13 protein-coding genes and 1 pseudogene are annotated in these 13,043 nt (G+C 69.4%); 7 read left to right on the forward strand and 7 right to left on the reverse strand.

The genetic code is table 11. From position 1 onward, the window contains the following. Positions 1-167: 167 nt before the first annotated feature. Both ACZ5NH_RS02030 and ACZ5NH_RS02035 read left to right on the forward strand, forming a co-directional pair. Positions 168-311: pseudogene (locus tag ACZ5NH_RS02030) on the forward strand (IS5/IS1182 family transposase); the annotation flags it as partial. A 25-nt stretch (positions 312-336) separates the two neighbouring features. After that, positions 337-561, forward strand: a complete 225-nt coding sequence (locus ACZ5NH_RS02035; RefSeq protein ID WP_468772470.1) for a hypothetical protein — start codon at positions 337-339, stop codon at positions 559-561. 59 nt (positions 562-620) lie between these two features. Here the strand turns inward: ACZ5NH_RS02035 and ACZ5NH_RS02040 are convergent, their stop codons facing one another. After that, complete coding sequence (locus ACZ5NH_RS02040) at positions 621-2,915, reverse strand: SpoIIE family protein phosphatase (protein ID WP_468772471.1); 2,295 nt, start codon at positions 2,913-2,915, stop codon at positions 621-623. Between the two features lie 443 nt (positions 2,916-3,358). After that, positions 3,359-3,640 carry a hypothetical protein gene (locus ACZ5NH_RS02045; RefSeq protein WP_468772472.1) on the reverse strand — a complete coding sequence of 94 codons (282 nt, stop codon included), beginning with the start codon at positions 3,638-3,640 and terminating at the stop codon, positions 3,359-3,361. 382 nt (positions 3,641-4,022) lie between these two features. Between ACZ5NH_RS02045 and ACZ5NH_RS02050 the strand changes: the two genes are divergently transcribed. Beyond that, positions 4,023-4,874: a S1 family peptidase gene (locus ACZ5NH_RS02050; protein WP_468772474.1), complete on the forward strand. Its 852-nt coding sequence runs from the start codon at positions 4,023-4,025 to the stop codon at positions 4,872-4,874. Positions 4,875-5,324: 450 nt separating this feature from the next. On the opposite strand, the gene ACZ5NH_RS02055 is transcribed toward ACZ5NH_RS02050, so the two are convergent. The 3 genes from ACZ5NH_RS02055 to ACZ5NH_RS02065 all read right to left on the reverse strand — a co-directional run bounded on the left by ACZ5NH_RS02055 (position 5,325) and on the right by ACZ5NH_RS02065 (position 7,377). Further along, the gene (locus tag ACZ5NH_RS02055) at positions 5,325-5,897 is read right to left on the reverse strand and encodes a dihydrofolate reductase family protein (RefSeq protein ID WP_468772476.1); all 573 of its coding nucleotides are present in this window, start codon (positions 5,895-5,897) and stop codon (positions 5,325-5,327) included. Positions 5,898-5,965: 68 nt separating this feature from the next. Then, the gene (locus ACZ5NH_RS02060; RefSeq protein WP_468772478.1) at positions 5,966-6,709 is read right to left on the reverse strand and encodes an SRPBCC family protein; all 744 of its coding nucleotides are present in this window, start codon (positions 6,707-6,709) and stop codon (positions 5,966-5,968) included. A 2-nt stretch (positions 6,710-6,711) separates the two neighbouring features. Then, the gene (locus ACZ5NH_RS02065) at positions 6,712-7,377 is read right to left on the reverse strand and encodes an ArsR/SmtB family transcription factor (RefSeq protein ID WP_468772479.1); all 666 of its coding nucleotides are present in this window, start codon (positions 7,375-7,377) and stop codon (positions 6,712-6,714) included. A 361-nt stretch (positions 7,378-7,738) separates the two neighbouring features. Between ACZ5NH_RS02065 and ACZ5NH_RS02070 the strand changes: the two genes are divergently transcribed. The 4 genes from ACZ5NH_RS02070 to ACZ5NH_RS02085 all read left to right on the forward strand — a co-directional run bounded on the left by ACZ5NH_RS02070 (position 7,739) and on the right by ACZ5NH_RS02085 (position 10,038). Continuing rightward, positions 7,739-8,440, forward strand: coding sequence for a hypothetical protein (locus tag ACZ5NH_RS02070; RefSeq protein WP_468772481.1), 702 nt, complete (start codon positions 7,739-7,741; stop codon positions 8,438-8,440). A 155-nt stretch (positions 8,441-8,595) separates the two neighbouring features. Next, on the forward strand, positions 8,596-9,093 hold the full coding sequence (locus ACZ5NH_RS02075) for a hypothetical protein (RefSeq protein WP_451554709.1): 498 nt from the start codon (positions 8,596-8,598) through the stop codon (positions 9,091-9,093). Between the two features lie 131 nt (positions 9,094-9,224). Continuing rightward, a complete protein-coding gene (locus ACZ5NH_RS02080) occupies positions 9,225-9,581 on the forward strand; it encodes a hypothetical protein (RefSeq protein ID WP_468772483.1) in 357 nt (118 codons plus the stop codon). A gap of 103 nt (positions 9,582-9,684) precedes the next feature. After that, positions 9,685-10,038, forward strand: a complete 354-nt coding sequence (locus ACZ5NH_RS02085) for a VOC family protein (protein ID WP_388635908.1) — start codon at positions 9,685-9,687, stop codon at positions 10,036-10,038. Positions 10,039-10,123: 85 nt separating this feature from the next. Here the strand turns inward: ACZ5NH_RS02085 and ACZ5NH_RS02090 are convergent, their stop codons facing one another. Then, positions 10,124-12,208 (reverse strand): HelD family protein, encoded by a 2,085-nt coding sequence (locus tag ACZ5NH_RS02090; RefSeq protein ID WP_468772485.1) that lies wholly within the window; start codon positions 12,206-12,208, stop codon positions 10,124-10,126. Positions 12,209-12,494: 286 nt separating this feature from the next. Next, entirely contained in the window at positions 12,495-13,025 is a 531-nt protein-coding gene (locus ACZ5NH_RS02095; RefSeq protein WP_468772486.1) for a hypothetical protein, read from the reverse strand. Positions 13,026-13,043 lie beyond the last annotated feature (18 nt).

The following is a 13,043-nucleotide window of genomic DNA, read 5'->3' on the forward strand; positions in this document are numbered from 1 at the left end:
CCTCGCAGCAGGCCGCGGAACTGTCCGACAGCGGCGCGCGCGCCATCCTGCTGTCCCCGGACCGCGTCGCGCGCCGCGCAATGGGCCGCAACACGGCGGACGACACACGCGGGGCCGGCTGCCGCCCGCGCGGGCTACGCCCAGGCCATACTCTCCTGGCCGCCTGCGGCCCTTGGGACGGCCTTTCCGTGGCTCAGCAGGTCGTCGCCACCCTGAAGACATGGCGGCTCCTTCGCAAGCTCCGCTGCTCGACCACCCGCATCACGAGCCTGGTCAAGGCCGCCCTCAGCCTGCATCTGCCCTACTCGGACACGCACCCTTTTCTACACTCACCGGATGAGCAACTACACGTGCACGCAATGTGGAACCGTCGGCCTGTCAGAAGGTTTCATCGAGGATGCCGGCGAGCACTCGCGTGGCTACGCGCGCTGGATCGAAGGTGCGTTGGAGCGGGGGATGTTCGGGGGTGCCAAGCGGAGGGGCCGACCCCGGCGGCAGATAGAGGCGTACCGCTGCCCCAAGTGCGGGCACTTGGAGCTGTTCGCCACCGGCGAGGTGTAGTCGGCCCCCGTTGCCACTGGATGTCTCCTCGTTACGGTTCGGCGGCGGGTGTGACACTCTCATGTCACCTCGGTGGGCTGCTGTGCCCAGACGGTCTTGCCTTGGTCGTGGTAGCGGGTGCCCCAGCTGTCGGTGAGACTGGCGACGATGAACAGCCCACGTCCGGACTCATCGATGGTGCGGGCGTGTTTGACGTGGGGCGCGCTGGTGGAGGCGTCGCTGACTTCGCAGGTCAGGGATCGGTCGCGGATCAGGCGCAGTCGCAGGGGCGGGGCTCCGTAGCGGACCGCGTTGCCGACGAGTTCGCTGGCGATGAGTTCGGTGGTGAACGCGGTTTCCGGGTCGACGGTCCACTCCTGCAGCTGGCGGCGGACCGCTGCGCGTGCGTACGGTGCGGCTTTGGGCCCGGCGGGCAAGGGCAGCGTGAGGACCTTGTCCGCGGGCAGCGCCTTGGTGCGCGCGAGCAGCATGAGCGCCTCTACCGACCGGGTGTCGTCGGTGAGCGCGTACGCGATCGTGTCACACAGGTCGGCCAGCGGTCGGTCTGCGCCCTCGCTCAGGAGGGGCCGCAGTGGCGCGGACGGCGCCAGGAGGTTCTCGGCCAGTGGCGCTGTGCCGATCACCAGGGTGCTGCCTACGGGAAGGTCGACCGTGGTCGCCGGGAAAGGGGCGTTGCCGGTGCCGGCGAGCAGGGGGCCCGCAGACACGGACAGAGTGGCCGAGCTGCCGTCGGCGTACACCACGACAGGCTCACACAGCCCGGCGCGGACGATGGTGCATCGGAGCTCGACCGGGTCGTAGAGGGCGATCAGGCAGCCCGCAGTGAGCGGCTCGTGGTGCAGCGGGTCGCCTGCGGGCAGCGCGGCACGTTCGGCGGCCAGTCGGGCGGCGGTGTCATTCAGGCGGGCCATCAGATCATCCGGCTGCAGGTCCAGTGCGGCCAGGGAGTGGATGACGGTCCGCAGTTGTCCCATCGTGGTCGCCGCGGCGATCCCTCGTCCGGTGACGTCGCCGACGATCAGCGCCGTCCGCGCCCCTGCCAGCGCGATGACATCGAACCAGTCGCCACCGCCCTCGGCGCCAGGAATGTGCAGGTGGGAGATCTCCACGGTGGACGGGACCGCCGGCCGCTGGGGAAGCAGCCTGCGCTGCAGCGTCGCCGCGATGGTCCGTTCCCGCGCGTAGCGGCGGGCGTTGTCGATACACAGCGCCGTGTGCGCGCACACATCGGACGCAAGCGCGATGTCGCCCTCCTCGAAGGGATCCTCGTCCTCGTGCCGGTAGAAGCTCACCACGCCCAGCGCCTCGCCCCGCAAGGCCAGCGGGGCCACGATCAAGGAGTGGACACCGGAGTGTCTGATGGCATCGGCCCGGGCCCGATCAGCCGCAAGCCACATGCTGTCCTCGTCCACCGACACAAGCCGCGGCCGCAGATCCGTCAGCACCCGAGCGAACGGAGTCCCGTACGGCAGGTGCCGTACATCACCCACCGGATAGGCCGACACCCTTCCCTGGAACGCTGCCCGACGCAGGGGCACACCGCGATCGACGGGGACCAGCGGGGGCGCCTCACCTCGCACCACATCCTCGATCACCTCCACCACCGCGATCCCCGAGAAGGCCGGTACCACGGCATTCACCAGTTCCTGGCTGACGGCGATCACATCCAGCCGTTCCCCGACCCGCTTGCGGACCTCCTCCAGCACGGCGAGACGCTGCAGGGCCCGCTCACGGTCGGTCACGTCGACTGCGGCGGCCATCAGCCCCAAGACCTCACCACGATCGTTCTCCAGACGCACGTAACTGACGGAATAGATGCTGCGGTGCCGGCTGTTCAGCCCCGTCACCCCGCGCACCAGCCGGTTCACCACCGGCTGCCCGCTCTCCAGGACCCGGCGTGCCGCAGCCTCTTCCTCCCGCGGATTGGCCAACTGATACGCCTCGGTGAAGACCCGGCCCAGCAGTCCGGCAATCGGCGCGCCATGCAGCGCGCGTGTCGGCGTGTTCATTCGGACGATGCGCAACTGGTCGTCCAACACGTGCAGACCCATCGGAGACTGGGTGAACATGGCCTGCAGGATCGACAAGTCTCTCGCAGAGACGGCATCGGCGGCGGCACGCACCTCCCACACCACTGAAGAACCTGCCAGCACCGGCTTCACCAGCACAGCGCCGGCATCCTCGACCCGCGCCCGACGCCACTGCTCATCGGCCGCGGCCTCACCCGCAAGAGCAGCGACGGACTGGCCGACGGCCTCCTCGGCAGCCCACCCGAACATCTCCTGCGCAGAACGGCTCCACTGCGTCACCCGCCCGCCCTCGTCCACGCGCATGATCAGGTCATCACTCGCCATCGGCACCCACCTCCTGCCCATCCATGCCCGTGTGAACGGACTGTGGTGCCGCTTGGCCGCGAGTAGCCGCCAATCGGCGCAGCCGTAGGCGCTGGAGCCCGGAAAACGCCGGACACCCTTCACCCGTACGGCGACCCTCGTCATCACGGCATGGACTCCAGACCGACGTCGCAGTGAACCGGCACCGGCACCCGCACCGCCGGCTGCCACACCGCACCGATCCGACCGGCGGACTCGCTGTGGCGGGGTGCGGGCTTTGGGAAGCTGCGCCCGGCTGGCCTCGGTCGGCCGTGTCCTTCCGGCGTGACCGGGGGAGCGGGGTAACCGTTCGGAGCCCCTCGCCCAGGGCGCTGTCGATGGTGTCGCCACCGGCCGCGACGCCGTCCCGCCCGGCGCGGACGCCGGCATTCGGCGGCGCGGGCACCGGTCACCTTTGAGTTCCATTACGGTCGGTTGCCGGCCGGATGGTCGTCCCCTCCCACGCGCCGCATGTCGGCCACGAGGGTGTCCAGCTCCTGGACTGCGACGGCGTGTTCACCTGCGATGCCGCGCCAAGCGGCGATCCGGATGCGCGCCATGAGGGCCGCCGGGTGATCGGGGCCGACTGAGGTGTTCAGCTCCGCGACAAGATCCTCCAATGCACGTATTGCTCCGGGCAGATCGTCCGCCTCCTTCATTCGCGACGAATCCCGATGGGCTGAAGACCAGCGGCGATTGTCGGCCAAGTACAGCCTTGTGGCCATGCGATCCCGACCCGGCGTGGCCCTGGCGCACCCACCGTCCGACCAGCCGGGAGCCGTGTCGTTGACGTCCGGCAACGAGCCGGCAAGGCTTCCCGAACGTCCTGGCGGTCGTCGGCGAACTCGCCTTCACGCAGGCCGGGAAGGACCTCCCGCTGCACGCCGTCGCGCGCCGGGCCGACGGCCGGCTGTGAGCCGGTGCTCGCGAGGCCGTCACGGGTGCCGGGATTCCGTTGCTGTGAGTCTCTTGTGCGCGGGGCTCTACGGCGGCATTCTCACTGATCGGTGCATGTCAGAAACACGCCGTTCTGGCTCATCTCACGGGCCCCCACCCCGTAGGGCCTCGCGCTTCCCAAGAGGAGGATCAGTGAGAACCAAACGCACCCGTCTGCTCGCCGTCGCCGCAGGCCTCGTCGCCGCCACCCTGGCGGGAGTTCCCACCGCCGGTGCCGCAAGCTCCCCGGTTCGCGGCGCGGCACAGCTGGCCCGCGTTTCGGACAACATCGCCCGGGCCGGTGTCGACGGCACCGCCTGGTACGTGGACCGGGCATCCGGACGCGTCGTCGTCACCGCCGACAGTACGGTCACCAAGGCCGCGATAGCCCGCATCGAGAAGGCCGCCGCCGGCGACCTGGGTGCTGTGCAGGTCCGGCACGCCGACGGCGTCTTCCGGCCGCTGCTGGGCGCCGGCAACGCCATCTACGGCGGACAGTACCGCTGTTCGCTCGGTTTCAACGTGGTCAGCGGCAGTACGTACTACTTCCTCACCGCGGGCCACTGCGGCAAGGTCGCCAAGACCTGGTACACCAACCAGGCCCACACCACCCTCATCGGCCCGACCATCGGCTACGACTTCCCGGGCAACGACTACGCCCTGGTCCGCTACGACAACACCGCTCTGAGCCACCCCGGCGGCTACAGTGCGGCGAACGCCTACGTCGGCGAGGCGGTCAAGCGCACCGGTTCCACCTCCGGCACCCACAGCGGCACGGTGACCGCGCTGAACGTCAGTGTCCGCTACCAGGGCGGCGGCACGGTCAGCGGCATGATCCAGACCACCGTCTGTGCCGAGCCCGGTGACTCGGGCGGCCCCCTCTACGACGGGACGAAGGCGCTCGGCATCACGTCCGGCGGCAGCGGCGACTGCACCACCGGCGGCACGACGTTCTACCAGCCGGTGCCCGAGGCGCTCAGCGCCTACGGCGTCAGCATCTACTAGACACCACCTCCGCGCCGGCATCCGCCCGGCACCCGGGCACGACCGTCCAGCCGCCTGTGGTGAAAGCTGAACGTGCGCAGGCGGCTCGACGGTTGGTGGCCGCACGCCCGACAGGCGCCCTTGTGCCGACCGGGCGGATGACCTTCCTTCTGGCCTGCGCTATGTACCTGCGGTGCGCCAGGCACACGAGCTGTCGTGCAGCGCGGTACCGGCGCCCGTTGGTGCCCGTCCCCGCAGCCGGTTGGCGTCGACGGCGCCGATGACCGCGTCCTCGTCATCCATGAGCACGTCGCGCGCGACGGAGATGCCCCACGACTCCCCCCAGTAGCCCGGGTTGAGAGTGCAGTGGAACGGCAGGGCCGTCGGCTCAGCTGGAACAACCGCCGTGCCCGCCGGTCGATCAGGACGTGAGGACACGCTTGCGCAGCAGGAGGCAGCCGGCGGAGCTGGTCAGCGGACCACGTCGAACACCTGCTTGTGCAGGCCGTTGGAGTAGACCTCGTGCTCGACCAGCTTCAGCTTCTGGGTGTCCTTGTCCGTGGTGCTGAACAGACGCTTGCCGGCGCCGAGCAGCAGCGGGTAGACGAGCAGGTGGTAGCGGTCGATCAGGCCGGCGTCCGAGAGGCTGTGGTTCAGCGCGGCGCTGCCGTGGACGATGATCGGGCCTCCCTCGGTCTTCTTGAGGTCGGCGACCTCGTCGAGTGAGCGCAGGATGGTGGTCGCGCCCCAGTTGGAGACCAGCTTGTCCTCGGTGAGGGTGGTGGAGACGACGTACTTGGGCATCGTCTTGTAGTGCGCGAACTCCGGCATGTCCGGCCACACCGGGCTGAAGGCCTCATAGCTGACCCGGCCCAGCAGGATGGCGGTGGCTTCCTGCTGCTCTCGTTCCTTGATCTCGAATGCCTCGGGGACGAACTCGACGTCCTTGAAGGTCCAGCCGGAGTTGCGGTAGCCGGGCTCGCCGCCGGGGGCCTCCACGACGCCGTCGAGCGAGATGAAGGCGGTGCTGATCAGGGTGCGCATGCGTGATTCCTTTTCTCATATGGGTTGTTCGACTGGCCTGGTCGGAGCGGAGGAGTTGTGTGCGGGCGTCAGCCGAGGAGCTGGGTCAGCCACTGCTGCCAGGCGGCCTCGGCGCCATCCGTGTCCGGCCCGAAGAGGTGATGGAACATCAGCACCGGGCCGCCGCTGGTGCCATGGTGGAAGGTGTAGATCCCGTCCCCGGTGCGGATCTCGAAGCGCTCGTCGTCGGCCCAGACCACCTCGCCGTCCAGGGCCGGCAGGGCCGCCGGCTCCGCGTGCACCGGCGTGCCCACGGTGATCGAGGTCGGCAGTGACAGAGCGCTGGTCAGCGCCGCCCGGACATCCCCTGAGGGACGCTCGCCGGGCATGGCCATGGCGAAGACGGGAACGCCGGTGCGGCCCCTGAAGTGCGCCAGGTACTGGCCCAGCGTGTGCAGATGGAAGGGCCAGCCGCGGCGCAGCGCGTCGTACTCGTCTTCCCAGTCGTCGCCGAGCAGGCCGCTGTGGACGACGCGGAGCACGGTGCTGCCCTTGTCCCGGCCTTCGATGAGGTACTCGAAGGCCATGAAGCGGCCGTCCGCGCCGGTGGCCGTGCGGAGGGCGAAGCGCTTGCCGGGTTCGTAGGCGGTGACCACCGCCTCCTCGCGATGGCCGCCGGTCTCCATGCCGGCGACACCGCCCTCGCGTGGTTCCACGTCATTGCGCCCCATGAACCAGGAGTCGATCCCCGGTCCGGTGGCGATCGCCTCCCAGACCTGTTCCGGGCTCGCCGGCAGCGTCGTCTCCAGCTCGATCTCGAACGGGTGTGTCATCGTCAGTCGTCCTGTCCTGCGTCGGGTTCAGTTGCGTCCGTCCCCCCGGACTGCTCTGGTTCGGTCCGCTTGCCCGCGTCGCCCGGCTGCCGGTCGGGGATCTGGTGGAGTCCGACGACCACACGGTGGCTGCGGCCGCCCGGGGCGGTCTCGTCGTGGTAGCGGCTGACGAGGGCCGCGACGGCCTGGGTCAGTTCCTCGGCGAATGCCGTGCGGTCTGCCGCGGAGGCGAAGCGGACCTCCGTGTCGATACCGAAGGTGGCGACCCGCTTCCGGGCTCGTGAGGCGCCGGTCAGCAGGGACCCGACCTCCTGCACCAGCCGGGCTCCCAGCGCCAGCAGCCAGTGGGCGGAGAGTTGGTCAGGTGAGCGGGAGGGGTCCGGGCTGACGGCGGCCAGAACGGTGGGGGAGATCACGTAGGAGGCGGCGGTGGCGCGGTAGATCCGTTCGGTGACGTTGCCCTTGCGCCGCTCCTCGGCGAGTTCCACCAGGCCGTGACGCTCCAGTTCCTTCAGGTGGTAGTTGACCTTCTGCCGGGGGAGCTCCAGGCGAGTGGCCAGCATGGCGGCCGAGCCGGGTTCGGCCAGGGCGGCGAGGATCCGGGACCGTATCGGGTCCAGGGATGCCTCGGCCGCGGCGGGTTCTTCGATCACAGCGATGTCCAGCACCGTTCCAGAGTGCGTCCGACAGATATTCCTGTCAAGAAAAATTCTATTGTCGGCGAGTTGCTGGAGCGGGCCCGCGACGCCAAGGTCGTGCCCGCCGACCTGACCTCTGACGACTTGGTCCCGGTGATGTGTGAACCAACACTGCTGATGCCCGGCACAGGACCAGCGCGCACGAGTGCGCCTGCCCGAGCCGGAGCTTGGGATGTGCGCCATCGGCCCGCACATACACGTAGTCGCGGTCCGACAGGTCCCGCCCTGGAGTGCGGCGTGGTGACACCTCACGTTGACATACCGTCAAGCCGGCTGCCCTTGAGCACAGGGGGTTGCGAACGTCCTGACCGGGCAGGAGGAGAATCCCGGCATGGTGATGGCACGGCACTTGTACTCCTTGTCGCCCGTGGTGGACGGGCTTCCCCTCCTGGATGAGCCAGGCTTCTGGTCCGCGCACCTGGCGGACCTGTCGGAGGGCTTCTCGCCGGAAGCTTTCGGCGCTGACCCGGCCGACGCGGACGCCATGCTGGACAAGCTGCACGACCCGACAGCGTGGCCCGTGTTCACGGTGCCCCTGGCCGGCGGATTCGCGATCGTCGTGCACTACAACAGTGACGAGGAGTTCACGAGCGCGGACTACTTCCTCACGCACCCCGACTGGAGCTTGGATCTCGTCCTGGCCAGTGATGATGAGGACCGTGTCGGCCCAGGGCTGTGCTGGCCCGAGCTCGCCGCCCTGCTGCCGGCACCGGCTGACGCCATGGGCGTCACCGACCCCCATGCCCGGCTCCTTCTCCTCCTTCCGGTCCTGGGCGACACCGCGCTCCCGGAGGGAGCCGTGGCAGCCGTGGTCCAGGCCCTGGTCGCTCAGGGAGCTCCCGAGTCGAGTGAGCCGTTGGCCAGGCAGCTGCTCCAGGGGCACCCCATGTGGGGCGCCCAGGACTGGTGGTTCGACCAGGATGAGCGGAGTTGGATCTGCGAAGGCGACCACAGCCCCCGCAAGGTGCCCTTGGGCGACCACCTGCCGGAACAACAGCGAGCCGCCCTCGAAGCCTGCCTCACTCCCGGCTGACGTGCCCACGCCGCGTGTTGCCCGCGCAGCCGCTCCGGCTGCGCTCGAGACCCGGTCATCCCTCTGGCAGGCGCGCGGAGAACTCTGGCATCATCTCGTGGCACCACCTGCACAGCCGCCCCATAGGAAGCACGGCCATGAGCAGGAGGCTCCTCATGAAGGTCCGCTCCGCACTGACCGCTCTCGCCCTTGTCGTCGCCCCCGGTGTCGCGGTACTCGGCACTGCCACCGACGCCTTCGCCGTCACCAAGATCAGTCAGGCCACCGCGACCCAGATGTTCCGTGAGGTGGGCATCACCTGGTCCTCCTCCGGTAACTGCTCCGACCGCTACAACTCGACCTGTACCTCGTTCGAGCAGCTCAACCTCGCCACCGCTCAGGGTGCCCAGACGCTCAAGCGTGCCAGCGGCTGTGCCCTGAACATCACCGGCGGCACCGAGGTCGGGCACGCCTCCGGCACGTATTCGCACTGGAACGGCTACAAGCTCGACTACAGCAAGTACACCTGCATCGGGAACTACATCAAGAGCAACTTCAGCTACTCCGGGCTGCGCGGTGACGGTTACCCGATGTGGACGTCGGGCGCCGGCAACGTCTACACCGACGAGGGAAGCCACTGGGACGTTCTGTACTACAACTGCGGCGGTTGCTGAGCCGCCGGCCGAAGAAGCAGGAATCCGGACGGCGGCTGTTGGACCACCGTCGTCCGGACGGCTCTTGACGGTTGAGGCTCACCCTGCCGGGAGGTGCGCGGGGTGGTCCTGAGGGTGGCAGGATCGGGCACGTGACCGTCATGAGCAAGCTGCAGATCAAGCCCGGTCAGAGTGTCGTAGTCCTGGGCAAGCCCAACGACGTCCAGCTGGAGCTGGAGGAGGCCGCGGGGGACGCGGCTTCGGCCGATGCGGTGCTCGTCTTCGTGACCACCTCGGGTGATCTCCTCGGGGCGGAGGGGCAGGCGGCGCTCGCCGCCGCGCAGCGCGATGCCCTCGCCTGGGTGGCGTACCCGAAGGGCGGGAAGCTCGGAACGGATCTGAACCGGGACACGTTGGCTGCCGCGCTTTCCGAGCGGGGCGTGCGGGCCGTGCGGCAGATCGCCATCGACGACACCTGGTCGGCGCTCCGCTTCCGACCTGGCAACTGATCTCCGGGCGCACTCCGCAAGACGGTGCTTCCTTGCAGCTCTCGCGGTCGAAGGCGGGCGGTTCAACCCGCCCGCCCGATCGCCGTCCTGGCAAGATGGCGGCATGGAACGTGTGCTTGGAATCGGTGGATACTTCCTGCGGGCCGCCGACCCGGCCTCCCTGAGCGCGTGGTATCGCGATTGCCTGGGCCTGGACGTCGATGAGCACGGAGTGTGGCGCCAGGCAGCCGGGCCGACGGTGTTCGCGACGTTCGAGTCCGAGACCGACTACTTCGGGTCCCGCACCCAGCAAACCATGCTCAACTTTCGGGTCCGCGACCTGGATGCGATGCTCGCCCAACTGCGCGCCAGGGGAGCGGACGTGGCCGAGGAAACGCAGGACATGGAGGGTGTCGGTCGATTCGGCTGGGTCACCGATCCTGAGGGCAATCGGGTCGAGCTGTGGCAGCCCGCCTGACCCGGTCAGGTTGGACACGATCTCGGTGAACCGGCCGCCGCAGGTGGGGGCTTCGGACCACGGGTCACCTCAGTCGGCTGCCGCATCAGGGCCGCGGGACGGTGATTGTGCACAGCCGCTTGGTGGCCCGGGTGAGGGCGACGTACAGGTCGCGTTCGCCCCCGGGGCGGGCGGCGATGATCTCGTCCGGGTCGACCACGACGGCGGCGTCGAACTCCAAGCCACGCGCCTGTGAGGCCGGCAGCAGTCGGGCGTACCGCTCGATCCCGGCCGCCGCGAGCTGCTCCGTCCTGCCGTCGGCGCAGATCACCCCGACCAACTCGCCCGGGTACGCGGCGCCCTGCTCGCGCAGCTCCCGCTCGAGGGCCGTGACGAGCGATTCGGGGGCCACGGCAAGGGTTCGAGGCACCTCGCCGCGCCGGATCGATCGGATCGGCGGCCGGCCCGGGGCGATCCGGGCGAGCAAGTCCCCTGTGGCGGCGAGGATCTCCTGAGTGGTCCGGTAGCTGACGGTCAGGGTGCGCAGATCGAAGCGCCGTCCGAGGTGCGGGCCGAGTGCCTCTCTCCAGTCCCGGGCCACCGTCGTCGGGCCCGCCTGGGCGAAATCCCCGACCAGTGTCATCGACCTGCCCGGGCAGCGGCGCACGATCATCCGCCACTGCATCGCGGTGACCTCTTGCGCCTCGTCGACGACGACATGCCCGAAGGCGTGCTCAGGCGGGCCGTCGACCAGCCCGGCCGCCTCGTCGAGAAGCGGCACATCGGCGTCCGTCCAGGGCGCATCGGGCGTTCGCCACAGCAGGGCCCGCTGGTCGTCGGTGAAGTGCCGCAGGTACGCGGCCAGCGCGTCGCCGTCCGTCAGCAGGGCGCGGACGGCGTCGCCGGGCGTGAGCCGCGGCCACAGGTCATCGACTGCCTGATCGAGCAAGGAATCGTCCAGGAGGTCGGCGCGTACGGCGTCGGCGTCGAACTCGTCGGCACCCGTGGCGGGGGCGTCGTCAAGACCGAGGCGGCGCAGGTCCGCTGCCGCTGCCCGGTCGAGGTCGAGGCCGGTCAGCTCCGCGACCTGGGCGTCGATACGGTCAAGCGCCTCGGCGCCACTGCGGGCGAGCTCTCGGACGAGGGCGTCGACCAGCAGCTCCTTGAACAGCCGACGCGCCCGGTTGTGCGCGAGACCGCTGGTCTGCGCCGACTCCCGCGCCTGTGCCACCTCCCTGTCCTGCAGACGAATCCACTCCTGCCCGACCCGCACGTCGAAGGCGCCGCCCGGGGCCTGACGCGAGCGGACAACGGCGGCCAGCGCGTCGGCCAGTGCGGCGCTCCCCTTCAGGCGCGCCACCTCGACGGAGTCCGCGGCGCCCGGTACGACGTCGGCCAGTTCCTCGCATGTCGCCAAGACGACGTCGTTCTCTCCGAGCGAGGGCAGGACCTGACAGATGTAGTCGAGGAACCGGGCGTTGGGGCCCAGTACGAGCACGCCGCGCTCGGCTGCCTTCGGGAACGCGTACAGCACATACGCGGCGCGGTGCAGCGCCACCACCGTCTTTCCGGTGCCCGGACCACCCTGCACCACCGTCACTCCGCGGTGCGGCGACCGGACGATCGCGTCCTGCTCGGCCTGCAGCGTGGCAACCGCCGCACCCATCCGTCCCGTGCGCCTTTCCTGGAGCGCCTCCGCCAACGGACCGTCGCCGACCACGTCCTGTCCGGTGGGTGCGGAGCCGTCAAGCAGCTCATCGCTCACCCCCACCACCGTGCGGCCCGCCAGGCGCAGATGGCGGCGCCGCCGCAACCCCATGGGATGAACCGGCGTCGCCTCATAGAAGGGCCGCGCGGCCTCGGCCCGCCAATCCACCAGCAGTGGCAGCTCGTCCGAATCCCTGTGCAGCCCCAGCCGCCCGATCCGCAGAACGGTCCCGTCCGCCAGGTCGATCCGCCCGAAGACCAAACCGTCCTCGCTCCCCTCCAGCCGACGCACCTCCCGCGCCAGCCGCCCCGCCGCCACCTCCCTCTCGTACGCCTCGCCCGCGCCGTCGGACGGCGACGCGAGCACGCTCGCCAGCTGCTCCCGCGTTTCGGCCAGCCGCTCGTCGAACAGCTCGCCTATGACGGAAACCTGAACTCGCTCAAGCTCCACCTCGCGCGCGGCACCATCGTTGATCTGAGACAAGAAAGGGCCCCTCGGCTCAACCCACCAGTATTTCGAGGCGCCACTATGCAGACGGATTCCGGAAAAGTAAATATTGACCAAACCAGTGGAATGTGGCCTCCGATGCACCACCGCGCCCGCCTGCAGTCAGGGTGGACACCGCGGTTGACGCCGTGCCGCGCGAACGACACCGCGCCGGTGCCGGCTCACGCGCGCAGGCGCGTGCGCTCTCGGCGAGGGTGATTGAACGCCCGAGCGTCTCAGGGGCACTGGACAGCACTCGTTCGAGTGAGCTGAGTGCGGAAGTCTAGCTTGGGTCCTCGGTCATGAACTCGGTGACAAGCTCCGCCGGGTTGGCGTGCGAGGTCAGCCGGAACATCGAGTCCGGGTCGAACATGTCGTACAGAATCACCGGGACCGGCCGTCCCAGCGCCTCCACGATCCGGCCACTGTCGTGGAGGTGCCGAGCGGCTGCGACGCACACCTCGTAGAACCACTCGACCAGCCGCTCGTCGCGATCGTCCGGCTCGTCGTCGTCCTCGTACCACAGCCCCCGCGACTCCGCCTCCCGCCGGTACAACTCCGTACCCTCCGGATCACGCCCTACGCTCCTTATCCCTTCGAGCCCCGTCCGGGGGAAGAACGCGTAGCTCCAGCGCGCCTCCCAGGCGTCCGACGCTTGCACCGCCGATGCCGCGGCGTCGGCCTCGGTCGTGTATCCGATGGCCAGGTACGGAAACCGGGGATCCTGATCGACGCTGTCGATACGAAACGTCACCGCGTAGATCCCGCCATCCGGCGGGAACGCTCCGACGACCTCGCCGGCGACCCGTTCCACATGTTCCCGAAACGCCAT

Source organism: Streptomyces sp. NPDC031426 (assembly GCF_055581585.1).